Here is a 22,956-nt window from a genome sequence, read left to right as displayed (position 1 = left end):
CTTTTGATTGTGATTTTCCGGATCAACAAGAGGTTCAGCGGAACGTGCCGGGGGCCTTGAATAACAACGGCTGGGGCCGGGCCGGCCGACATTGCAACGTGTCGCAGGTAAACAATTGCGGGCGTTCGATCACATACCCCTGAGCGTAATCCACCCCTATTTCCAGCAATGCCTGCTCGATCTGGGCGGTTTCAACAAACTCGGCAATCGTGCGCTTACCCATGACGTGGCCGATGTGATTGATCACTTCGACCATTGCACGGTTAATCGGGTCGTCCAGCATATCCTTTACGAAACTCCCGTCGATCTTCAGGAAGTCTACAGGTAAATGTTTCAGGTAAGCGAATGAAGACATTCCGGCGCAAAAGTCATCCAGCGAGAAGTAACATCCCAAGCTCTTGAGTTCATTGATAAAGCGGATCGCACTACCCAAATTCGAAATAGCGCTGGTTTCTGTAATTTCAAAACAAATCATTTCCGGCGGAATCGAGTAGGCCGCGAACTGTTTACGCAGGAAATCGAGGAACGCCTGATCTCCGATCGTTGTGCCTGACAGATTGATCGCACACATCGCCATGGGCCCCTGTCGCGAATCATTCAGGCACTGGCGGATGATCTTGAAGACATTCTCCACCACCCAACGGTCCAGGGAGGTCATCAGGCCGTAGCGTTCCGCCGCGGGAATGAAGCTGTCCGGCAGGATCATCCGCCCGGCTTCGTCATGCAGGCGTAGCAGGATCTCAATGTGCCCGCCACCATGCTCGCCCGGGCCCAACGCGGCGATTTCCTGGGCGTAGAGGCAGAAGCGATTTTCCTCCAGGGCCATGTGCAAGCGCTGGACCCAGGCCATTTCGCCAAAACGCAGGGACAGCTCCGAGTCGTCGGCATGATAGACCTGGACCCGGTTGCGGCCCTTTTCCTTGGCCATGTAGCAGGCCATGTCGGCAGCCCGCAGGGACGCCTCGAGGGTCGTCGGCGTCTGGGCGATATGCACCAGGCCGATGCTCACGGTGGTCACGAACGGCCGGCCCTTCCAGACAAAGTGCAGGTTCTGCACGGTCTGGCGCAGCCCTTCGGCAATCTTTTCCGCCGCTTCCGGCGAACAGTTCTCCAGCAAGATCCCGAACTCATCCCCGCCCAGCCGGGCCAGGGTGTCGTTTTCCCGCAGCCCTGATTGCAGCAAGGCGCAGATATGGCGCAACAATTCGTCACCCGCTGCATGGCCGCAGGTGTCGTTGACCAGCTTGAACTGGTCCAGGTCGAGAAACATCAAGGCATGGCGCCCGACCTGGCGAGTGAGGTTGTGCAAGGCCTGCTCGAGGCGATATTCGAATTCCCGGCGGTTGGCCAGGCCAGTCAGGGCGTCATGGGTGGCCTGCCACGACAGGTTGGCGATGTATTGGCGTTCCTGGGTCATGTCATGCAACACCAGCACAGCGCCGCTGACCTTGCCCGCATGACGGATTGGCGCGCCCACCAGGGTGACCGACACGGTACTGCCATCCAGGCGCTGGATCAGTTTGGAATGTTCGCTGGCACCGCTGAGCCGACCGCTGAGGATGTGCTCGATCAGGGTCAGCCCCTCGGTCTGGGCATTGTCATCGAGCAAATTGAACAGCGCCGCCAGGGGCAAGCCCGTGGCGTGTTCGGCTTTCCAATGGGTCATCGCTTCGGCAGCGGGGTTCATGTAGGCGATGGCGCCCTCGACGTCGGTGGTGATGACCCCGTCGCCAATGGATTGCAGGGTGATCTGCGCCCGCTCTTTCTCCATCTGCAGCGCGTTGGCGAACACCTGCCGCTGGGCGAGCAGTTTATGGGTGCGCAACAACGCCAGGACGATCAATCCCAGGGCAGTGGCGAAATTGGTCACCAGCAGGAGCCGCAGGATAAAACGCGAGCCCTCGCCCAGTGCGTCGCTGAATGCCTTGGCAGCCGGGGTAACGGAATCGTTGATCGCAAATATCTGGGCCTTCCAGCCGCGGATATCCACTTCCGACGCCTGGCCTGCGGCAATGCTGCTGTGCATCTGCCGGGCGACGTTATCCAGCTCGATCAGGTAGCCGTCGCCCACCGTCCAGAGATCGATGGCTTCTTCCAGGTAACTGAAGTGGCGAAAATTGAGGTACAACCAGATCACGCTGGACACGTCATCAGGATGGTTGCCACCTTGGAGAATCCCGGCCCGTGCGGCTTCGAGATCCGGCGGCTTGCGGTCCAGCGCCACCCGCAGTTCATGGCCGCCCTCGGGGACGGCGATGGCTTGCTGGTATTTGCGGAAAATCGCCTCGTCGCGGCTGTCGGCGTAGAGATTGAGGTAATAGATGGCGTCTTTCTGGCCCTTGGACCAGAGACTCTCCCCCGCCACATAGCCGCGAACGGCGGACAGCACGTAAAGGCTGACGCCGCCAAGCAATGCCTGAAATAGCACGACGGCGATAAAGGGCCAGACGATGCCCAGCAGCCGTGGTGTTCCGAGAGTCTGCTTTTGCTTCATGAGGTCCCTTGCACAGGTATTGCCGGATGAACACCCGCCAGAATTCCGCTCCTGACTCAATAGCCTAGGCTAGTTTTCGACCCTTCGAATGAATGGATGAACAGATCGACAGACTTTGCGTGGAATTCAGAAAAATCGGCGTGTTTGCCTGCTTTTTTTCCGATACTAAGCGCAGAAAAGCGCTAGAAACTCAAGGCTGCTGAATCTGTTGCAAATGACCATAGAGTCGGGCGTACAGGCCACCTTCGGCAATCAGCTGCAAATGGTCGCCGTCTTCGGCGATTTGCCCACCGTCGAACACCAATACCCGATCGGCCTGCTTCACCGCCGAGAGCCGGTGGGCGATGATCAGCGTGGTGCGTGCGCTCAAAAAACGCGCCAATGCCTGGTGAAGGTTGTACTCGGTGGCAGCGTCCAGTGCCGAGGTGGCTTCGTCGAGAATCACCACCCGCGGATCGGCCAATACCATGCGAGCGATAGCCAGCCGTTGACGCTGTCCGCCCGAAAGCCGCACCCCGGAACGTCCAACGACGCTCTCCAGGCCCTGGGGCAGCGCCCGTACGGTGGCATCGAGCTGGGCGATTTCCAGAGCCCGCCAGCAGTCGTCGTCACTGCACTCACGGCCCATGGCGAGGTTGGCCCGCACCGTGTCGTTGAACAGCGCCGGATGTTGCAACACCACCGCAACATTCTCCCGGATGGTCTCCAGGCCGATCTCCTGCTGCGTGGCGCCACCGAAACGAATGCTGCCCGATTGCGGCGTGTACAGCCCCAGTAACAACTGCACCAGGGTGCTCTTGCCGCCGCCGCTGGCCCCGACGATGGCGACTTTCTCGCCCGGCGAGATGGACAGGTTCAACTGGTTGAGCACCAACTCCTCGCCGTAGCCGAAACTCAACCCCTGGATCTCGATGCCCACCGTGTCACGGCCCTTGAACGGATCGACAACGCCCGTGTACTGGGGCTCGTCGGCCCGGGCCAGCAGTTCATTGATCCGGTTCAAGGCACCGCCAGCGGCGTAATAGGCGTACTGCAGGTTCAACAGTTGCTCGACCGGCCCGATCATGAACCAGAGGTAGCTGAAGACCGCCAGCATCTGGCCGATGGACAGGTCGGAAAACACCACGGTGAGCATGGCCGCCGCGCGAAAAATATCGATGCCGAACTGGAACAGCAAACCACTGGCGCGGTTCGAGGCGTCGGTCTTCCACTGCGAACTCACGGCGTAATCACGGACCTCCTTGGCGCGCATTCCCAAGCGGCCAAGGAAGTAACCCTGGCGGTTACCAGCGCGCACTTCCTGGATGGCATCCAGGGTTTCGGTCAAGGCCTGGGTGAAGCGCGAGGTACTGTCGTTCTCCAGTTTCTTGAGGTGCTTGACCCGCTTGCCCAACTGCACCGTGGCGTAGATCACCAGCGGATTGAACAGCAGGATCAGCAGCGCCAGCTCCCAGTGCATCCACACCAGGATCCCGGCGGTGCCCACCAGGGTCAGCATCGCCACAAGGAAACGACTGAGGGTTTCGCCGATGAATTTGTCCAGGGTGTCCAGGTCGGTGACCAGGTGGGCCGCCACGGTGCCGCTGCCCAGGCTTTCGTATTCGCCCAGGGAAATTCGTTTGAGACGTTCGATCAACCGGATGCGAATGCGATAGACGATGTCCTTGGCCAACCGGGCGAACAAGCGCGCCTGCACCACGTTGAACAGCAATGCGCCACAGCGCAGGGCCAGGGTTACCAGCAACATCAGCCCGATGTAGCCGGCCGCGCGCTGCCAGCCCATGGGCAACGCCTGGTTCATGACTTTCAGGGCCGCATCGCCATGCCCCAGCAGGACTTCATCCACCAGCAACGGCAATAGCAACGGGATCGGCACGCTGCACAGCGTCGCCAGCACGGCCACGCCGTTGGCGATCCACAGGGCTTTTTTATGCTTGAGGGCCAGGCGACGGATTTCCGCCCAACTCAACCGGTCGATGCGCTGCGAGGCCGATGTATCTGGCGGCCGGTCAGGCACAGGTCGCGCGCTCCAGCCAGCGGCCCAGCAAAGGCGACAGTTGGCTCAGGGGCTGGTAACCGTTGGTCAACAAGGCCAACTGCCCATCACGCTCGGCCAACAGTGTGGGGAATCCGGCAATGCCCAGGTCCTGTACCCAGGTGAAATCCGCAGCGGTGGCCGCATGTTGGTCGGCGCGGTCGAAGGCCGCGGCGAATTCGATGCGGGGCAGCCCGGCCTGTTCGGCCAACTCCACCAGCACGCTGGCGTGGGTCACGTCGCGGCCTTGCACATAAAAAGCCTGCTGGATCAACTTCACCAACTTCCAGGCCAGGTCCGGGGCCAGGCTGCGGGCCGTCACCAGAGCCCGGCAGGCAGGCTCGGTGTCGTAGACAAAACCGTCCGGCAATGCGCCTTCGAGCTTGAAAGGCTGGCCGGTGGCCTGGGTGACCGCCTGCCAGTGTTCAAGAATGTAGCGACGGGTGGTCGGCTCCAGCGCCGAACCGCTGCCAGTGCGCAAACCACCCACCACCAGGTGCAACTCCACCCCCGCGGCATGCGCCTGCTCTACCAACGCCTCGGCCACCGGCGCAAAGCCCCAGCACCAGGAGCACATCGGGTCCATCACATAGAGCAGGCGTGACGCCATGGTTCAAGCCTCTGAAGATGTTTGCTTGTAGTTGTAGCCGATCGGGTGCGGCATGTTGCGAGCCTTGGCCAACTCGATCTGCTTCTGCCGGTCGATGGCGCTGCGACGGGTCTTCTCGCTCAGTTTATCCCAGCAATGCGGGCAACTGATGCCAGGCACATAGTGCTCCGAGGCGCGGTCTTCTACGCTTACCGGGGTACGACAAGCGTGACATTGATCGTAGTCCCCTTCGCTGAGGTCGTGGCGAACAGTCACGCGGTTGTCGAACACGAAGCAGTCGCCGCGCCACTTGGTTTCTTCCTGGGGGACCTCTTCGAGGTATTTCAGGATGCCGCCCTTGAGGTGATAGACCTCGTCGAAACCCTGGCCGAGCATGTAGCTGGAGGCTTTTTCACAACGAATGCCGCCGGTGCAGAACATCGCGACTTTCTTGTGCCTGGCCGGGTCGAAGTTGGCCTTGATGTACTCAGGGAATTCACGAAAGCTGGTGGTCTTGGGGTCGATGGCGCCCTCGAAGGTGCCGATGGACACTTCGTAATCGTTACGGGTGTCGATCAACAACACTTCCGGATCGCTGATCAGCGCGTTCCAGTCCTGCGGTTCGACATAAGTGCCGACCTGCTTGTTAGGGTCCACGCCTTCGACGCCGAGGGTGACGATTTCTTTCTTGAGCTTGACCTTGGTGCGGTAGAACGGCTGCTCATCGCAGTACGACTCTTTATGGTCGATGTCGATCATGCGCGGATCGTTCTTGAGCCAGGCCAGCAGGCCGTCGATGCCTTCGCGAGTGCCGGAGACCGTGCCGTTGATGCCTTCTTCGGCGATCAGCAACGTGCCTTTGATGCCGTTGTCGAGCATGGCCTTGAGCAAGGGCTCACGCAGCTCGACATAATCTTCCAGGGTGACGAACTTATACAGTGCCGCCACGACAATGGGTTGTGCCATGGGTGTTTCTCCAGGTGGCTACCCTCGTAAAGGGTGAACCGGATGCGAAAAAAAACGCGCCGAGTGAGCGGCGCGTTGCGGATTCTAACAAAAAACAGGAGGGGTGCAGACAGCGATTGCTGTGCGCAACAGTGCCGTGAGGATCACTCTGTGGGAGCAAGGCCCTGTGGGAGCAAAGCTTTGCTCGCGATGCGGACACCTCGGTTTTTGAGAGACCGCATCAACTTCATCGCGAGCAAGCTTTGCTCCCACAGGTGCTCACTCCCATAGGGCTTTGCTCCCACAAACTCAAGGCTTTGCCATCCACCGCAGCCCAATCAGTGCTTGCTGCCACCGGCACACGTCGGCGAAGCCGGGGCCGCGTCGATCTGCGCCCATTCTTCGGGGGTGTAGGTGTGCAGCGCCAACGCATGGAACTCACCCATCAGCTCGCCCAGCGTGCCGTAGACCTTCTGGTGGCGCTTGACGCGATTGAGCCCTTCGAACTGCTGGCTGACCACCACGGCCTTGAAGTGGGTCTGCAGGCCACGGCTGTGCATGTGGCTTTCATCCAGCACTTGCAAATACTCGGGCTGCAAGAGCCCGAGTGTCGATTCGATGCGTTGTTGCATGCTCATACCAGGCTCCGCTTACGGCTTTTTCTTGGCAGGGGCAGGGGCGGCGCCTTTTGGCTCGAGCTCGGCCGTCATGTCCGCCAGCAGCTTGTTGACCACCGGTACCGCGCTTTCAAGCTTGGCCTGGGTCAGTTGGGCCGATTGCTGGGTCAGCTGCGGCATTTTTTCCAGGACTTTCTTGCCCAGTGGCGATTGATAGAAAGCGACCAGGTCCTTGAGCTCAGATTCGCTGAAGTTGCTGGTGTAGAGCTTGACCATGTCTGGCTTGAGCTTGTTCCAGCCGATGGCTTGGTCCAACGCGGCATTGGCCTTGGCCTGGTAGGTTTCCAGGGTGGCTTTTTTCGACTCAGGGGCCTTGGTCTGTTCAAAGCGCTGGGCAAACATCTGCTGCACTTGCATGTATACCGGAGTGCCCAGTTTGTCAGCGTGCGCCAGGGTCAGGAACGCTTCGGCGCTGGCGTTGTGGCTGGCGGTATCGGCGAAAACAGGGCCGCTGGCACACACCAGAGCAACTGCGGTACAGATGGCACGAAGACGGGTCATCGAGTTTCCTTTCATTACAGGCGAGGTAAAACCCCAAGGGCGACCATTCTGCGCCTAAAAAACGCTGGGCCTCAACCCCGATGCTTGCCGGGTCCGATTGACGGGCCGAACCCATCGCTCCTAGATTGAGGGAACCGGCGCCGCCCATCTGGGCCTAAACTGCGCATTCAGCCCTTAAGGAGTTTGACCCGATGAGCCGTATCGAAACCGACAGCCTTGGCCAGGTTGAAGTCCCGGACGACGCCTACTGGGGCGCCCAGACGCAGCGTTCCATGATCAACTTCGCCATTGGCAACGAACGCATGCCGCTGTCGGTGTTGCACGCATTGGCACTGATCAAGAAAGCCGCCGCGCGGGTCAATGATCGCAATGGCGACCTCCCCGCCGACATCGCCCGCCTGATCGAACAGGCCGCCGACGAAGTGCTGGCCGGCCAGCATGACGACCAGTTTCCACTGGTGGTCTGGCAGACCGGCAGCGGAACCCAGAGCAACATGAACGTCAACGAGGTGATCGCCGGGCGCGCCAACGAACTGGCCGGCAACCCTCGCGGCGGCAAGAGCCCGGTGCACCCCAACGACCACGTCAACCGCTCGCAGAGTTCCAACGACTGCTTCCCCACTGCGATGCACATTGCTGCCGCCCAGGCCGTCCACCAGCAATTGCTTCCGGCCATCAGCGAGCTTTCCGGTGGCCTGGCGGAACTGGCGGCGCGCCACATGAAACTGGTCAAGACCGGCCGAACCCACATGATGGATGCCACGCCAATCACCTTCGGCCAGGAACTGTCGGCGTTCATTGCTCAACTCGATTACGCCGAACGGGCGATCCGCGCCACGCTACCGGCGGTCTGCGAACTGGCCCAGGGCGGCACGGCAGTCGGCACCGGGCTCAATTCACCCCATGGTTTCGGCGAAGCGATTGCCGCTGAACTGGCGGCGCTGTCGGGCCTGCCGTTCGTCACCGCGCCGAACAAGTTTGCCGCGCTGGCCGGCCATGAACCCCTGACGTCCCTGTCTGGCGCGCTGAAAACCCTCGCCGTGACCTTGATGAAGATTGCCAACGACCTGCGCCTGCTGGGCTCCGGACCACGGGCCGGGTTCGCCGAGGTGAAACTGCCGGCCAACGAACCGGGCAGTTCCATCATGCCCGGCAAGGTCAACCCGACCCAGTGCGAAGCCTTGTCGATGCTGGCCTGCCAGGTCATGGGCAACGACGTGACCATCGGTTTTGCCGCCAGCCAGGGGCATTTGCAGTTGAACGTGTTCAAACCGGTGATCATCCACAACCTGCTGCAATCGATTCGCCTTCTGGCCGATGGCTGCAGCAACTTCCAGCAGCACTGCATCGCCGGGCTCGAGCCGGATGCCGAGCAGATGGCCGCGCATCTGGAGCGTGGGTTGATGCTGGTGACTGCGCTGAACCCGCACATCGGCTACGACAAGTCTGCGGAAATCGCCAAGAAAGCCTACGGCGAAGGCTTGACCCTGCGTGAGGCGGCGCTGCAACTGGGGTACCTGACCGATGAAGAGTTCGATGCCTGGGTGCGGCCGGAGAATATGCTGGAGGCCGGTAGCCAGGGTTAACGCCAGTCCCCCTGCTCGCGATGGGGCCGGCAGGCTCGACATTTCTATTGCCTGTCAGGCCGCCATCGCGAGCAGGCTCGCTCCCACAGGGGGCTAATGTCCCACGCGCCGGGCCCTGAGCCCGGCGATCAGCGACGGGCCCAGGGCAACCAGCGCCGACCCCAGCACCACCAGCACCGCCCCGCCATACCCCAGCAGATTGATCTGCTCGGCATGGACATAATCAGGCCACCACCAAGCCGCCGTCGCCACTGCGGCGAACGTCACCAGCGGCGTGATCGCCAGGGTCGCGCTGACCCGCGACGCCTCCCAATGGGCCAAGGCTTCGGCAAACGCGCCATAGGCAATCAGCGTGTTGAGGCAGCATGCGAGCAACAGCCAGCCTTGCAACGGGCTCAATTGCAGCGCCTCCAACGGATGCACCCAGGGCGTGAGCAGCAACGCGCAGAACAGGTAGATCACCATCATCACCTGCAACGAATTCCACACCGTCAACAATTGCTTCTGGCCCAGGGCATAAAACGTCCAGACCGTCGACGCCAGCAACACCATCAGGACCCCGGCGGTGTAGTCGCTCAGGGACGTCAGCAACTCGCCCAGGCGCTGGTTGAAAAACAGCGTAAAACCGATCAGCAACACCAGCAGGCCGATGCCCTGCCCCACGCTGAAACGCTCCTTGAACACGAACAGACTGGCGACCAGCAACATGATCGGTCCCATCTGCACCACCAATTGTGCGGTGCCGGGGCTCAAGCGGTTCAGGCCCATCAGGTACAACACGTAGTTGCCCACCAGCCCGAGCACCGCCATCGCTACCAGCCAGCCGCCCCGTGGGCCCAGGACCTTGTGACTGGGCAGGCGCCGGGTGGCGGCCAAATAGATGAACAGCAAACCGCCGGACACCAGCAAGCGAAACCAGGTCACGGTGACCGGATCCATCACTTGCAGCACTTGCTTGAGCTTGATCGGCAGGATTCCCCATAGCAGGGCAGTCAACAGGGCGAGGAACAGGCCGTAGACCCAGCGACCGGACGATATGTGCATGCAACCCTCGAAGCCCAAGACAAAGGACGTCCATTCTAGGCGTCTATTGCGTCACGACACAGGGACAGTTTGGCAGAGGCCGCCCATGGGATTGTAGGGGTCGTAGCCGTCGATCGGTTGGACAGGCGGGAATCTGGGACAACACATATGCTCATTTGAAACAGACCTCGCTGCACTCTGGAGACCCGACATGCTTGGAAAACGCGCCTTGGATCCCGCCCCTACGACTATTTTTCGCAGTGACCGGATCTGCCGGGTTAACGGCGAGTTTTATTTCAATACACGTGAGGGCACCCAAGAGGGTCCGTTCGCCACCCGCGAAGCGGCAGAAGTGGAGATAGAAGCGTATATCCAGCGGATGCAGCAGTTGACTCAGGTTGCCAGCTAAACACTCTCACGGCTGGCGCAGCTCCTTGTGGCAAGGGAATTTACCTGTGGGAGCAAAGCTTGCTCGCGATGCAGACACCTCGGTTTGAGAGACCGCATCAACTTCATCGCGGGCAAGCCTTGCTCCCACAGAGACAAATCCCCTTGCCATAAATAATCCCCTCGTCAGCGCCCGGTTATCTCACCGCCTCAAACAACCCCGTAGCCCCCATCCCGCCGCCCACGCACATGGTCACGATGCCATAGCGCAGGTTGCGTCGTTGCAGCTCGCGCACCAGGTGCCCCACTTGCCGCGAGCCGGTCATGCCGAACGGATGACCGATGGAGATCGAGCCGCCGTTGACGTTGTATTTCTCGGGATCGATTTCCAACCGGTTGCGGCTGTACAGGCACTGGGAAGCAAAGGCCTCGTTGAGTTCCCACAGGTCGATATCGGCGATCTGCAAGCCCTTGGCCTTGAGCAGCTTGGGCACTGAAAACACCGGGCCGATGCCCATCTCGTCCGGCTCGCAACCGGCCACGGTGAAGCCGCGGAAAAACGCCTTGGGCTTGAGCCCCAGCGCCAGGGCTTTTTCCAGGCTCATCACCAAGGTCATCGAGGCCCCGTCGGACAACTGCGACGAGTTGCCCGCCGTCACCGAACCGTCTTCGGCGAATACCGGTTTCAGGCCGGCCAGGCTTTCGTAGGTGGTGTCCGGACGGTTGCAATCGTCGTGATCGACCACACCGTCGAGGATCTGGACAGCGCCAGTGTTCTTGTCCTCGACCCGGTACTTGACCGCCATCGGGATGATTTCGTCATTGAACAACCCGGCCGCCTGGGCCTTGGCGGTGCGCTGCTGGCTCTGCAAGGCGTAGCGGTCCTGTTCCTCGCGGCTGACCTGGTAACGACGGGCAACGATCTCGGCCGTCTGGCCCATGGGGAAATAGATCCCGGGCACCTGCTCCTTGAGCAGCGGGTTGATCAGATTGTCGGTGTTGACGCTTTTCATCGTCAGACTGATGGATTCCACGCCGCCCGCCACGATGATGTCGCTGCAACCGGAAGCGATCTGGTTGGCGGCGATGGCAATGGCTTGCAGGCCCGAGGAACAGAAGCGGTTGAGGGTCATGCCGGCGGTGCCGGTGCCCAATCTCGAGAGCACCGCCACGTTGCGCCCGATGTTGTAGCCCTGGGCGCCTTCATTGGACCCGGCCCCGACGATGCAGTCCTCGACACTGGCCGGATTGATGTCGTTGCGCGCCAGCAAGGCATCGACACAATGGGCCGCCATGTCGTCTGGACGGGTCATGTTGAACTTGCCGCGAAAGGACTTGGCCAGGCCGGTCCGTACGCTGTCGACGATCACCACTTCACGCATGGCTGTACCTCATTGTTGTAGTCGGTTGAGAGTGAATCGAGCATAAATCCACTGCATAACCGACCGCGACAATCATTCACCCCGCGTATGCGCACCCATCGCCCTAGCCCTTCTTTTTCTTGCGAGCCTGCTTTGCACTCCGCTCGAAAGCCGCCTCCAGCGCCTGATTGAGAGTACGCAACACCTTGACCCGCGCCCAGCGCTTGTCGTTGGCTTCCACCAATGTCCAAGGGGAAATCTCGGTGCTCGTGCGGTCGACCATGTCGCACACCGCTGCGCGGTAAGCGTCCCACTTGTCGCGGTTGCGCCAGTCGTCCTCGGTGATCTTGAAGCGCTTGAATGGAATGTCCTCGCGCTCCTGGAAACGCTCCAGCTGGGTTTCCTTGTCGATGGCCAGCCAGAACTTGACCACCACCAAGCCGGCATCGGCGACCTGCTCCTCGAAATCGTTGATTTCTCCATAGGCCCGCAGCCAGTCGGCCTGGCTGCAAAAGCCTTCGACCCGCTCCACCAGCACCCGGCCGTACCAGGAGCGGTCGAACATGGTGAACTTGCCCCGCGCGGGAATATGCCGCCAGAACCGCCACATGTAGGGGTGGGCGCGCTCTTCTTCAGTGGGCGCGGCAATCGGCACGATGCTGTATTGACGCGGGTCCAGGGCTGCCGCGACCCGCCGGATCGCCCCGCCCTTGCCTGCCGCATCATTGCCCTCGAACACCGCCACCAAGGCATGCTGGCGCATGCGCTTGTCCCGCAGCAGGCCGGCGAACCGCGCCTGCTCGGTGATCAGCTGTTCTTCGTAATCGGCCTTGTCCAGGCGCAAGGTCATGTCCAGGCTGTCGAGCAGCGTGACCTGGCCGTCCAGCGCGGGCAGCGGCGCCACGCCGACCTTTTGCGGTTTGACCTTCGGACGGTCCAGGGCCTGGCGCAAGCCGTCGAGCAGGATCCGTCCGACGGTGAGGCTGCGATAACAGCTGTCCATCCCTTCGATCACATGCCACGGCGCGTAATCGCGACTGGTGCGGCGCAGCACGCGCTCACCGTATTTGACGAACTTGTCGTAGGTCTGGGACTGCTGCCAGTCCAGCGGGCTGATGCGCCAGCTGTGCAGTGGGTCATCCTTGAGCCCCTTGAGCCGGGCCTTCATCTGTTTCTTGGACAGGTGGAACCAGAACTTGAAGATCAGCGCGCCTTCGTCGCAGAGCATTTTTTCCAGGCGCTCGGCACCGGCAATCGCCTGGTCGAGCCGTGGGTCCTTGAACTCGCCATGGACTCGGCCTTGCAGCATCTGGCTGTACCAGTTGCCGAAGAAAATCCCCATGCGCCCCTTGGCCGGCAGCATCCGCCAGTAGCGCCACGCTGGAGGCCGCGCCAGTTCCTCGTCGGTCTGCTGGTCGAAGGTGCGCACTTCGATCAGCCGCGGGTCCATCCACTCGTTGAGCAACTTCACCGTCTCGCCCTTGCCCGCACCTTCGATGCCATTGATCAGCACGATGACCGGAAACCGGCCCTGCTGCTGCAACTCGAACTGCGCCTCCAACAACGCTTCACGCAGGGCCGGCACTTCGGCCTCAAAGGTTTCTTTATCGATGGCATGACCGATTTCAGCGGATTCAAACATGGGCAGCTCCTTCCGGGGATGGGCCAAGACTAGCGGATTGGATGCGGCCCTGTGCAGCAGATTCCATCCAGATGCGCGCTCTGTTGCGATGGGTCAAGCAAGCCGATACCGATCGGCTAGAATGGCCGCTCAGTTTTGACCGAGCCAGCCATGACGCCCATCCAGCAACACGCCCAACTCGACTGGGATGATCAGGGTCGCCCGCGTTCGCGGGTGTTCGACGATGTGTATTTTTCCGACCAGTCGGGGCTGGAAGAAACCCGTTATGTGTTCCTTGAGCAGAACAACCTGGCCGAGCGTTTCGCGGCCCTGGCCGATGACGGGCGGCTGGTGATCGGCGAAACCGGATTTGGCACCGGCTTGAATTTCCTCTGTGCCTGGCAACTGTTCGAACAGTGCGCACCGGCAGGCGCCCGGCTGCATTTCGTCAGTGTCGAGAAGTACCCCTTGACCCCCCAGGACCTGGGCCGGGCCCTGGCCTTGTGGCCGCAACTGAGTCTTCAGGCGGAGCAATTGCTTGAGCAGTACGTGGCGATCCACCAGGGCTTCCAGCGCCTGGTCCTGGCGGACGGACGGGTGACGCTGACCCTGTTGATCGGCGATGCCCTGGAGCAGTTGCCGCAGCTGGACGGTCAGATCGACGCCTGGTTCCTCGACGGTTTCGCGCCGGCCAGGAACCCCGAGATGTGGACCGCCGAGCTGTTCGCCGAACTGGCCCGGCTGGCCGCACCCGACGCCACCCTCAGCACCTTCACCAGCACCGGTTGGGTCCGGCGATTGCTGAACGCGGCGGGCTTCAAGATGAAGCGCACGCCGGGCATCGGCCACAAGTGGGAAATCCTGCGCGGTGTGTTTCTCGGTTGGCCGGAGCAGACACCGGCCCCGGCCCCGGCAAAACCCTGGTACGCCCGCCCCGCCACGCTGACCGGCGAACGCCGGGCACTCGTGATCGGCGGCGGCCTGGCCGGTTGTGCCAGCGCTGCCAGCCTCGCCGCACGTGGCTGGCAGGTGACGTTGCTGGAGCGTCATGCCGGGTTGGCCGAGGAAGCTTCCGGCAACCCCCAGGGCGTGCTGTATCTCAAGCTGTCGGCCCACGGCACGGCGTTGTCGCAGATGATCCTCAGCGGCTTCGGCTACACCCGGCGCGTGCTGGAGCAACTGCAACGCGGCACTGACTGGGACGCCTGCGGCGTCTTGCAACTGGCCTTCAACAGCAAGGAAGCCGAGCGTCAGGCGCAACTGGCCGAGGCGTTCCCAAGGGATTTGCTGCATACCCTCGATCAGTCCGAGGCGCAGGTGCGGTCCGGCATCGGTCTGGCCTGTGGTGGTCTGTTTTATCCCGAGGGCGGCTGGGTGCATCCACCGGCGTTGTGTCGCTGGCAAGCCTCGGGGCCGGCGATTGACGTGCAGCCCCATCATGAAGTGCTGCAACTGCGCCGCGTGGACGGCCATTGGCAGGCGTGGGACGGCGAACGATGCCTGGCCAGCGCGCCGGTGGCGATCCTCGCCAGCGCCGCCGAGATCAAACGTTTCGAAGCGGCCGCCGACTTGCCGCTCAAGCGCATTCGTGGGCAAATCACCCGATTGCCACAAACCACCCGCAGCCAGAGCCTGGCGACCGTGGTTTGTGCCGAAGGTTATGCGGCCCCGCCGCGACTGGGCGAGCACACCCTGGGCGCCAGTTTCGATTTCAACAGCGACGACCTGACGCCCACGGCCGCCGAGCATGCCGGCAACCTGCAGATGCTTGAAGAAATTTCCCTGGACCTGGTGGACCGCCTGAATGCCGGCAGCCTGGACCCGGAACGCCTCGAAGGTCGCGCGGCGTTCCGTTGCACCAGCCCGGATTACCTGCCGATTGTCGGCCCATTAGCGGATCGTCAAGCCTTTACCGAAGCCTATGCGGCCCTCGGCAAAGACGCCCGCCAAGTACCGGACGCCCCCTGCCCGTGGCTCGATGGCCTGTACATCAACAGCGGCCACGGTTCCCGCGGCCTGATCACCGCCCCGCTGTCGGGCGAACTGATCGCCGCCTGGCTGGACAACGAACCCCTGCCACTGCCCCGCAGCGTGGCCGAAGCCTGCCATCCAAACCGGTTTGCGTTGCGAGCATTGATTCGGGGCAAGGCCTGACACAGATGGATGGCTCACCACAAATCCTGTGGGAGCTGAGCTTGCTCGCGATGGCGATGTGTCAGCCTACTTGGATGCCGACTGATCCACCGCCATCGCGAGCAAGCTCAGCGCCCACAGGTTCGCCCATCTTTGAAATCCCGTGGCAGACCATCCCCCCACGGGCCGGCTTATAACGCATCGATCTAAAACTCACAGCAATCCCTCCGGTCAGTTTCAGGGTACCCGCCCTTTTGGCGTGTGCGGCTTGACCCCTCCCCAACGGAAAAACCGGTAAGGACTTATGTGCGGATTAGCTGGAGAGTTACGTTTCGATCAACAACCTGCGGACCTTGCGGCCGTAGAGCGAATCACCCATCACCTGGCCCCTCGCGGCCCCGACGCCTGGGGCTTTCATAGCCAAGGGCCAATTGCCCTGGGCCATCGGCGCCTGAAAATCATGGACCTGTCGGACGGCTCGGCCCAGCCGATGATCGACAATCAGTTGGGCCTGTCCCTGGCCTTCAACGGCGCGATCTACAACTACCCGGAACTGCGCAGCGAGCTCGAAGGCCTGGGCTACAGCTTCTATTCAGGTGGCGACACCGAAGTGCTGCTCAAGGGCTATCACGCCTGGGGCGAAGCGCTGCTGCCCAAGCTCAACGGCATGTTCGCCTTCGCCATCTGGGAACGCGATGCCAAGCGGCTGTTCATCGCCCGCGACCGCCTCGGCGTCAAGCCGCTGTACCTGTCGCGCACCGGCCAACGGCTACGTTTCGCCTCGGCATTGCCAGCACTGCTCAAGGGTGGCGATATCAACCCGATGCTCGACCCGGTGGCCCTCAACCATTACCTGAATTTCCACGCAGTGGTCCCGGCGCCCCGCACCTTGCTGGCGGGTGTTGAAAAACTGCCGCCCGCCACCTGGATGCGCATCGAAGCCGACGGCAGCACCGAGCAGAAAACCTGGTGGACCCTGCCCTACGGACCACGGGCCGACGAACAGCACCTGAACCTGGAAGACTGGATCGACCGCGTGCTCGACAGCACCCGTGAAGCGGTTGCCATTCGCCAACGCGCCGCCGTGGATGTCGGCGTGCTGCTTTCCGGTGGCGTGGATTCGAGCATGCTTGTGGGACTGCTGCGCGAGGTCGGCGTAGAAGACCTGTCGACCTTCTCTATCGGTTTCCAGGATGCCGGCGGCGAGCGTGGTGACGAGTTCCAGTATTCAGACCTGATCGCCAAGCACTACGGCACCCGCCACCACCAACTGCGTATCGACGAGAAAGAGATCATCGAGCAACTGCCGGCAGCGTTCCGTGCCATGAGCGAGCCGATGGTCAGCCATGACTGCATCGCCTTCTACCTGCTATCGCGGGAAGTGGCCAAGCACTGCAAAGTGGTGCAAAGCGGCCAGGGCGCCGACGAGCTGTTCGCCGGTTACCACTGGTACCCGCAGGTCGATGGCGCCAGCGATCCGTACGCGGCCTATCGCGCCGCGTTCTTCGACCGCAGCTACGAAGAATATGCCGCCACCGTGCAGCCCAAATGGCTGATGGCCAACGACGCGGCCGGTGACTTCGTCAAAGAACATTTCGCCCAGCCCGGGGCCGATGCGGCGGTAGACAAGGCCCTGCGCCTGGACAGCACCGTGATGCTGGTGGACGACCCGGTCAAGCGTGTCGACAACATGACCATGGCCTGGGGCCTGGAAGCGCGCACGCCCTTCCTGGACTACCGCCTGGTGGAACTCTCGGCCCGGGTCCCAGCGAAGTTCAAGCTGCCCGATGGCGGCAAGCAGGTACTCAAGGAAGCCGCCCGGCGGGTGATCCCCGGCGAGGTGATCGACCGCAAGAAAGGCTATTTCCCGGTGCCAGGCCTCAAGCACCTGGAAGGCAATACGCTGGCCTGGGTTCGCGAGTTGCTGCTGGACCCGAGCCAGGACCGCGGCCTGTTCAACCCGGCCATGCTCGACCGCCTGCTGACCGACCCCAACGGCCAGCTCACGCCATTGCGCGGCTCGCGACTGTGGCAACTGGCGGCGCTGAACCTGTGGCTCAGCGAGCAAGGAATCTGATCGATGAAACCTCATGCAACAGTTCACAATCAACGCCTCTTGCGTGGCCAGGCGCCCTCCTACGAACGCCTGCAGGCACGCCTGGCCGAAGACGGCAGCGAGTTGGGTGCCGACCCGATCGCGGTGCATTGCGGCTGGGGCCGACTTTTGATCGGCCACACCTTCCCGGACCCGGCAAGCCTGGCCCAGGAACTGCTCAACGAACAACCCGGCGAACGCGACATTGCCTTGTACGTGGCCGCGCCCCAGCAAGTACTGGGGCTGGAACCGGCACAACTGTTCCTCGATCCGTCCGACACCTTGCGCTTGTGGTTCAGCGACTATCGCCAGTCCACCCGGGTGTTTCGCGGTTTCCGGATTCGTCGGGCCCAGAGCGAGACCGACTGGCAGGCCATCAACCAGCTCTACCAAGCCCGAGGCATGTTGCCCATCGACCCGCTGCGCCTGACCCCGCGCCATGAGGGTGGCCCGGTCTACTGGCTGGCCGAAGATGACGACACCGGTGCGGTGATCGGCAGCGTCATGGGTCTGAATCACCAGAAAGCCTTCAACGACCCGGAAAACGGCAGCAGCCTCTGGTGCCTGGCAGTCGACCCGCAATGTCCGCGGCCCGGTGTTGGCGAAGTGCTGGTGCGTCACCTCATCGAGCATTTCATGAGCCGTGGCTTGAGTTACCTCGACCTGTCGGTGTTGCACGACAATCGCCTGGCGAAAAACCTCTACGCCAAACTCGGCTTTCGCAATCTCTCGACCTTCGCCATCAAACGCAAGAACGGCATCAACCAGCCGTTGTTCCTGGGGCCAGGCCCCGAAGCGCAGTTCAATCCTTATGCGCGAATCATTGTCGAAGAAGCTCACCGCCGAGGCATCGACGTGCAGGTGGACGATGCCGAGGCCGGCTTGTTCACCCTGGTCCACGGCAGCCGTCGGGTCCGATGCCGCGAATCCTTGAGCGACCTGACCAGCGCCATCAGCATGACGCTGTGCCAGAACAAAAGCCTGACCCACAAAGTGCTGAAAAACGCCGGCCTGAACCTGCCGGCCCAACAGTTGGCGGGCAATGCCGATGACAACCTGGCGTTTCTCGACGAGCACGAACGGGTGGTCGTCAAGCCGCTGGACGGTGAACAGGGCCAAGGCGTGGCGGTAGACCTGCGCACCATCGAGGAGGTGCAGAGCGCCATCGAAGCGGCCCGGCAGTTCGATAGCCAGGTCTTGCTGGAAAGCTTCCACGAGGGACTGGACCTGCGCATTCTGGTGATCGGTTTCGAAGTGGTGGCGGCGGCGATCCGGCGCCCGGCGGAGGTGATCGGCGATGGCCGGCACACCATCGGCGCGCTGATCGAAGCCCAGAGCCGCCGACGCCAAGCGGCCACGGGCGGCGAAAGTAAAATCCCGATGGACGCCGAGACCCTGCGCACGCTCAGCGCGGCGGGGTTCGACTACGACAGCGTGCTGCCCGCTGGGGAGCACCTGTTCGTACGGCGTACGGCGAACCTCCATACCGGCGGCGTGCTGGAGGATGTCACCGGCATCCTGCATCCGACCCTTGTCGATGCGGCGGTGCGCGCCGCGCGGGCGCTCGACATCCCCATGGTCGGCCTCGACCTGCTGGTGCCGGCGGCCGATCAACCCGAGTACGTGTTCATCGAAGCCAACGAACGCGCAGGCCTGGCCAACCACGAACCACAACCCACCGCCGAGCGCTTTGTGGATTTGTTGTTTCCCCATAGCCAGACGGCGGCCTAGCAGAGGCGTAGTGCCTGAACAGATGCCATCGCGAGCAAGCTCGCTCCCACATGGGATTTCTGGTGTTTACACATTCTGTGTTCATCGTAGGACCTCTGTGGGAGCGAGCTTGCTCGCGATGAGGCCAGTTCAGGCACCGCCATCCAACAGTCGGACACACTCATCGAAACCATCGATGCGTTCAACCCATCAGGAGTTTCCATGATCAGCAAAATTCCCGAACCGGATCTCGAATACCTGCAAAAGGTCCTGCTGGAGATGCTCGCCATCCCCAGCCCTACCGGCTTTACCGACACCATCGTGCGCTACGTCGCCGAGCGGCTCGAAGAGCTGGGTATCGCTTTTGAAATGACCCGCCGTGGCACCATTCGCGCCACGCTCAAGGGGCGCAAGAGCAGCCCCGACCGGGCCGTGTCGGCGCACTTGGATACCATCGGTGCCTCGGTGCGGGCCATCAAGGACAACGGCCGCCTGACCCTGGCCCCCGTGGGTTGCTGGTCCAGCCGATTTGCCGAAGGCAGCCGAGTCAGCCTGTTTACCGACACCGGCGTGATCCGTGGCAGCGTGCTGCCGTTGATGGCATCCGGGCACGCGTTCAATACCGCCGTGGATGAACTGCCCATCAGTTGGGACCACATCGAGCTGCGCCTGGACGCTTATTGCACCACCCGCGCCGATTGCGAAACCCTGGGGGTGGGCATCGGCGATTACGTCGCCTTCGACCCCCTGCCGGAATTCACCGAAAGCGGCCACATCAGCGCTCGTCACCTGGACGACAAGGCCGGGGTCGCGGCGCTGCTGGCGGCGCTCAAGGCGATTGTCGACAGCGGCGAAGAACTGCTGATCGACTGTCACCCACTGTTCACCATCACCGAGGAAACCGGCAGCGGTGCCGCGGCCGCACTGCCCTGGGATGTCAGCGAATTCGTTGGCATCGACATCGCGCCTGTCGCGCCAGGCCAGCATTCCAGCGAACACACAGTCAGCGTGGCGATGCAGGATTCCGGAGGCCCCTACGACTATCATCTGTCGCGGCACTTGCTGAAACTGGCCAAGGAGAACGAGGTACCGGCACGCCGCGACCTGTTCCGCTACTACTTCAGCGACGCTCATTCGGCCATCACCGCCGGCCACGATATCCGCACCGCCCTGCTGGCCTTCGGCTGCGACGCCACCCATGGCTACGAACGCACCCACATCGACAGCCTGGCCGCCCTCAGTCGCCTGCTCGGCGCCTACATCCTCAGCCCGCCGGTGTTCGCCAGCGACGCGCAACCAGCCCAGGGTTCACTGGACCGTTTCAGTCATCAGATCGAACACGATACACAGATGGAAAGTGATACCCGGGTACCGTCGGTGGACAGCCTGATTGGGCAGCGCTCCGATAACTAACCCGACATTTCACTGTCTGGGCTATTGCCATCGCGAGCAAGCTCGCTCCCACAAGGTGCTCCATTGTGGGAGCGAGCTTGCTCGCGATGAGGCCAGGACAGGCTCCACAAAACCCAAGGCTAGCCGCAAAAGCCCATTGGCCGTAGCATCGCCCTATTGTCTAGCCGAGGTACCCCATGCTCATCCCCCACGACCAACTCGAAGTCGACACGCTCACCCGCCTGATCGAGGATTTCGTGACCCGCGACGGCACCGACAATGGTGACGACACGCCCCTGGAAACGCGGGTTCTGCGGGTCAGGCAAGCCCTGACCAAAGGCCAGGCGTTGATCGTCTTCGACCCCGAAAGTGAACAGTGTCAACTGATGCTCAAGCACGACGTGCCCAAACACCTATTCGACTGAACAGGCCTTGCGAGTGGCATGGGCCTTTTTCTTCTGGATCTTGTCGTAGATTTCGGAACGATGGACATCGACATGCCGTGGCGCTTCCACGCCAAAACGCACCGTGCCGCCGCTGACCGACAGCACACGGACGGAAATATCGTCACCGATGGAAATCAACTCACCTACAGCGCGGCTTAATACAAGCATGGTTCTTGTCCTTAAGAATGTCTGGACCCTGACCATGCCCGGCCTGTTTCCTGTTCTCAAGTCACCCACGAGAATTCAGTAAGGCCCTACAAGCAAAGTTCTTGTGACTGACGGAAACTTCCTGCAAAACCCTGTCGGACCGCCGGTATTTCAGGGCGCCGAGAACCGCGGGCCGAATAGAATCACACTCGCCCCCAACACGCAGAGCGCCACGCCAATCCAGTCGGACCCCAGTGGTCGCACCCGCTCAACCACCGCCAGCCAGCCGATCGAGGCAATGATATAGAGGCCGCCATAAGCGGCGTAGGCGCGCCCGGCGTACGTCGCTTCGATGCGGGTCAGCAACAGCGCGAACAGGGTGAGGCTGAGCACCGCCGGGGCGATCCACCAGGCGCTCTTGCCCTGGCGCAACCACATCCAGAATGCGTAGCAGCCAGCGATCTCAAACAGCGCGGCGAGAAAAAACCACAGGTAATTGAGCATGCAAATGTCCATCAGGAGGGCCGAATGGCGCCATCCTGAGGACATCGGGCATCCAGGTCAATTGAGGTTTTGCCGGGCCTTGGCGCGCATCTTGTCGGCCATGACGGTCATTTCGTCGTACAGCAACTGTGGGTTCTTCTGCTTGAGCGCCCAAGCCATGCGTCCCTGTTCGTGGGGCAGGATCATGAACTGGCCCTGGGCGACCTGCTGGTAGATGTAGTCGGCAATATCCGTGGCGCTGATCGGTGAGCTTTCCAGCAACTTGCCAACCTGGGCTTTCATGGCCGGGGTCGGGCCGCGGAAGGAGTCCAACAGATTGGTCTGGAAGAACGACGGGCACACCACGTGTACGCCAACTTCCTGCTGCGCCAGTTCCACCAGCAGGCTTTCCGACAGCGCCACGACACCTGCCTTGGCCACGTTGTAGTTGCTCATGGCCGGGCCCTGCATCAGGGCTGCCATGGAGGCGATGTTGATGATCTTGCCACGGCTTTTTTCCAGCAGCGGCAGGAACGCCTTGCAGCCCTTGACCACGCCCATGAGGTTGATCGCGATCTGCCAGTCCCAATCCTCCAGGGAAAGCTCGCTGAAGAAGCCGCCCGAGGCCACGCCGGCATTGTTGACGATGATATCGATACCGCCGAACTTCTCTTCGCAGGCCTGGGCGAACGCAGTCAATTGGCTGTAGTCGCGCACGTCGCAGCGCTGGATAAAGCCGTCGCCACCGGCACCACGCACTAGCTTGAGGGTTTCCACGAGGCCCGGCTCGCTGACATCCGATAAGGCCAGGCGCCATCCTTCGCGGGCCCAGCGCAGCGCGATTTCGCGACCCAGGCCGGAGCCGGCACCAGTGATCATCATGCGATTTTGCATAGCAGACAGCCTTGTTGTTCCGGGAGAGATAGGCCGAGTGTAGCGAAGGCATTCAGCGGACCCACGCTCCATCAGATTGCTGAATGGCGAGGGCAAACCGTAGGCGCTACAAAAACTTTGAATTTTCTACAAGGCGCGACGGTCGGACTTATTAAGCCGCCCGGATTTAACGCATGCGCGCTGGTAGTTGGAAGTTGCATCACTCCAGAACTGACCAATAAGGAAATCTACAATGGGCACAATACTTATCATTATCCTGATCCTCCTGCTGATCGGTGGTCTCCCAGTCTTCCCGCACTCCAGAAGTTGGGGTTACGGCCCGTCCGGTATCATCGGTGTGGTGTTGGTGGTGCTGTTGGTCCTGCTACTACTGGGCAAGATATAAACCACTAAGTAAGCGCAAAAAAAAAGAGGCCTTTGCAGGCCTCTTTTTTATG

Annotated in this window: 20 protein-coding genes; 8 read left to right on the top strand and 12 right to left on the bottom strand. The window is 61.7% G+C overall.

Translation table 11 applies throughout. The features are described from left to right. Nucleotides 1-34 precede the first annotated feature (34 nt). The 6 genes from KI235_RS08420 to KI235_RS08395 all read right to left on the bottom strand — a co-directional run bounded on the left by KI235_RS08420 (nucleotide 35) and on the right by KI235_RS08395 (nucleotide 7,241). Complete coding sequence (locus KI235_RS08420; protein WP_003199213.1) at nucleotides 35-2,494, bottom strand: EAL domain-containing protein; 2,460 nt, start codon at nucleotides 2,492-2,494, stop codon at nucleotides 35-37. Nucleotides 2,495-2,684: 190 nt separating this feature from the next. Continuing rightward, the gene (locus KI235_RS08415) at nucleotides 2,685-4,511 is read right to left on the bottom strand and encodes an ABC transporter ATP-binding protein (RefSeq protein WP_003199211.1); all 1,827 of its coding nucleotides are present in this window, start codon (nucleotides 4,509-4,511) and stop codon (nucleotides 2,685-2,687) included. Continuing rightward, nucleotides 4,504-5,106, bottom strand: a complete 603-nt coding sequence (locus KI235_RS08410) for a DsbA family protein (protein ID WP_172436066.1) — start codon at nucleotides 5,104-5,106, stop codon at nucleotides 4,504-4,506. Before KI235_RS08410 ends, KI235_RS08415 begins: the two co-directional genes overlap by 8 nt. Nucleotides 5,107-5,142: 36 nt before the next feature. Next, the gene (locus tag KI235_RS08405) at nucleotides 5,143-6,084 is read right to left on the bottom strand and encodes a rhodanese-related sulfurtransferase (protein ID WP_003199207.1); all 942 of its coding nucleotides are present in this window, start codon (nucleotides 6,082-6,084) and stop codon (nucleotides 5,143-5,145) included. Between the two features lie 317 nt (nucleotides 6,085-6,401). Beyond that, nucleotides 6,402-6,701 carry a BolA family protein gene (locus KI235_RS08400; RefSeq protein ID WP_003199206.1) on the bottom strand — a complete coding sequence of 100 codons (300 nt, stop codon included), beginning with the start codon at nucleotides 6,699-6,701 and terminating at the stop codon, nucleotides 6,402-6,404. Between the two features lie 12 nt (nucleotides 6,702-6,713). Then, nucleotides 6,714-7,241 (bottom strand): DUF2059 domain-containing protein, encoded by a 528-nt coding sequence (locus KI235_RS08395; RefSeq protein ID WP_003199204.1) that lies wholly within the window; start codon nucleotides 7,239-7,241, stop codon nucleotides 6,714-6,716. Between the two features lie 191 nt (nucleotides 7,242-7,432). Here KI235_RS08395 and KI235_RS08390 point away from each other — a divergent pair, with 191 nt between their 5' ends. Beyond that, the gene (locus KI235_RS08390; RefSeq protein WP_003199203.1) at nucleotides 7,433-8,827 is read left to right on the top strand and encodes a class II fumarate hydratase; all 1,395 of its coding nucleotides are present in this window, start codon (nucleotides 7,433-7,435) and stop codon (nucleotides 8,825-8,827) included. 93 nt (nucleotides 8,828-8,920) lie between these two features. Here the strand turns inward: KI235_RS08390 and KI235_RS08385 are convergent, their stop codons facing one another. Then, nucleotides 8,921-9,871, bottom strand: a complete 951-nt coding sequence (locus KI235_RS08385) for a DMT family transporter (protein ID WP_027912729.1) — start codon at nucleotides 9,869-9,871, stop codon at nucleotides 8,921-8,923. 190 nt (nucleotides 9,872-10,061) lie between these two features. Here KI235_RS08385 and KI235_RS08380 point away from each other — a divergent pair, with 190 nt between their 5' ends. Continuing rightward, nucleotides 10,062-10,259, top strand: a complete 198-nt coding sequence (locus KI235_RS08380) for a DUF6316 family protein (protein WP_003199200.1) — start codon at nucleotides 10,062-10,064, stop codon at nucleotides 10,257-10,259. A gap of 175 nt (nucleotides 10,260-10,434) precedes the next feature. On the opposite strand, the gene KI235_RS08375 is transcribed toward KI235_RS08380, so the two are convergent. Together KI235_RS08375 and pap are read right to left on the bottom strand one after the other, a co-directional pair. Continuing rightward, complete coding sequence (locus KI235_RS08375) at nucleotides 10,435-11,619, bottom strand: thiolase family protein (RefSeq protein WP_003199198.1); 1,185 nt, start codon at nucleotides 11,617-11,619, stop codon at nucleotides 10,435-10,437. Nucleotides 11,620-11,722: 103 nt separating this feature from the next. Next, on the bottom strand, nucleotides 11,723-13,240 hold the full coding sequence (gene pap, locus KI235_RS08370; RefSeq protein ID WP_003199196.1) for a polyphosphate:AMP phosphotransferase: 1,518 nt from the start codon (nucleotides 13,238-13,240) through the stop codon (nucleotides 11,723-11,725). A 150-nt stretch (nucleotides 13,241-13,390) separates the two neighbouring features. Here pap and mnmC point away from each other — a divergent pair, with 150 nt between their 5' ends. The 5 genes from mnmC to KI235_RS08345 all read left to right on the top strand — a co-directional run bounded on the left by mnmC (nucleotide 13,391) and on the right by KI235_RS08345 (nucleotide 20,974). Further along, nucleotides 13,391-15,373: a bifunctional tRNA (5-methylaminomethyl-2-thiouridine)(34)-methyltransferase MnmD/FAD-dependent 5-carboxymethylaminomethyl-2-thiouridine(34) oxidoreductase MnmC gene (mnmC, locus tag KI235_RS08365; RefSeq protein WP_003199194.1), complete on the top strand. Its 1,983-nt coding sequence runs from the start codon at nucleotides 13,391-13,393 to the stop codon at nucleotides 15,371-15,373. Between the two features lie 283 nt (nucleotides 15,374-15,656). Next, nucleotides 15,657-17,429, top strand: a complete 1,773-nt coding sequence (locus KI235_RS08360) for an N-acetylglutaminylglutamine amidotransferase (RefSeq protein WP_003199192.1) — start codon at nucleotides 15,657-15,659, stop codon at nucleotides 17,427-17,429. 3 nt (nucleotides 17,430-17,432) lie between these two features. Continuing rightward, nucleotides 17,433-19,178 carry an N-acetylglutaminylglutamine synthetase gene (ngg, locus tag KI235_RS08355; RefSeq protein WP_003199190.1) on the top strand — a complete coding sequence of 582 codons (1,746 nt, stop codon included), beginning with the start codon at nucleotides 17,433-17,435 and terminating at the stop codon, nucleotides 19,176-19,178. Nucleotides 19,179-19,382: 204 nt separating this feature from the next. Then, nucleotides 19,383-20,570, top strand: coding sequence for an osmoprotectant NAGGN system M42 family peptidase (locus KI235_RS08350; protein ID WP_161796645.1), 1,188 nt, complete (start codon nucleotides 19,383-19,385; stop codon nucleotides 20,568-20,570). Nucleotides 20,571-20,746: 176 nt separating this feature from the next. Then, nucleotides 20,747-20,974, top strand: a complete 228-nt coding sequence (locus KI235_RS08345) for a YheU family protein (RefSeq protein ID WP_003199186.1) — start codon at nucleotides 20,747-20,749, stop codon at nucleotides 20,972-20,974. Here KI235_RS08345 and csrA read toward each other — a convergent pair. The 3 genes from csrA to KI235_RS08330 all read right to left on the bottom strand — a co-directional run bounded on the left by csrA (nucleotide 20,963) and on the right by KI235_RS08330 (nucleotide 22,519). After that, nucleotides 20,963-21,163: a carbon storage regulator CsrA gene (gene csrA / locus KI235_RS08340; RefSeq protein WP_003199177.1), complete on the bottom strand. Its 201-nt coding sequence runs from the start codon at nucleotides 21,161-21,163 to the stop codon at nucleotides 20,963-20,965. The genes KI235_RS08345 and csrA overlap by 12 nt on opposite strands. A 150-nt stretch (nucleotides 21,164-21,313) precedes the next feature. Further along, nucleotides 21,314-21,646, bottom strand: a complete 333-nt coding sequence (locus KI235_RS08335; RefSeq protein ID WP_003199175.1) for a YnfA family protein — start codon at nucleotides 21,644-21,646, stop codon at nucleotides 21,314-21,316. A gap of 57 nt (nucleotides 21,647-21,703) precedes the next feature. Then, complete coding sequence (locus tag KI235_RS08330) at nucleotides 21,704-22,519, bottom strand: SDR family oxidoreductase (protein ID WP_003199173.1); 816 nt, start codon at nucleotides 22,517-22,519, stop codon at nucleotides 21,704-21,706. Nucleotides 22,520-22,751: 232 nt separating this feature from the next. On the opposite strand from KI235_RS08330, the gene KI235_RS08325 reads away from it, so the two are divergent. Beyond that, nucleotides 22,752-22,904: a DUF3309 family protein gene (locus KI235_RS08325; protein ID WP_003183939.1), complete on the top strand. Its 153-nt coding sequence runs from the start codon at nucleotides 22,752-22,754 to the stop codon at nucleotides 22,902-22,904. Nucleotides 22,905-22,956 lie beyond the last annotated feature (52 nt).

It is taken from the genome of Pseudomonas sp. St386 (assembly GCF_018325865.1).
GTDB classification, from domain to species: Bacteria; Pseudomonadota; Gammaproteobacteria; order Pseudomonadales; family Pseudomonadaceae; genus Aquipseudomonas; species Aquipseudomonas brassicacearum.
Note: the sequence above shows the minus strand (reverse complement) of the source record. Positions and strands in the feature narration are given on the sequence as shown.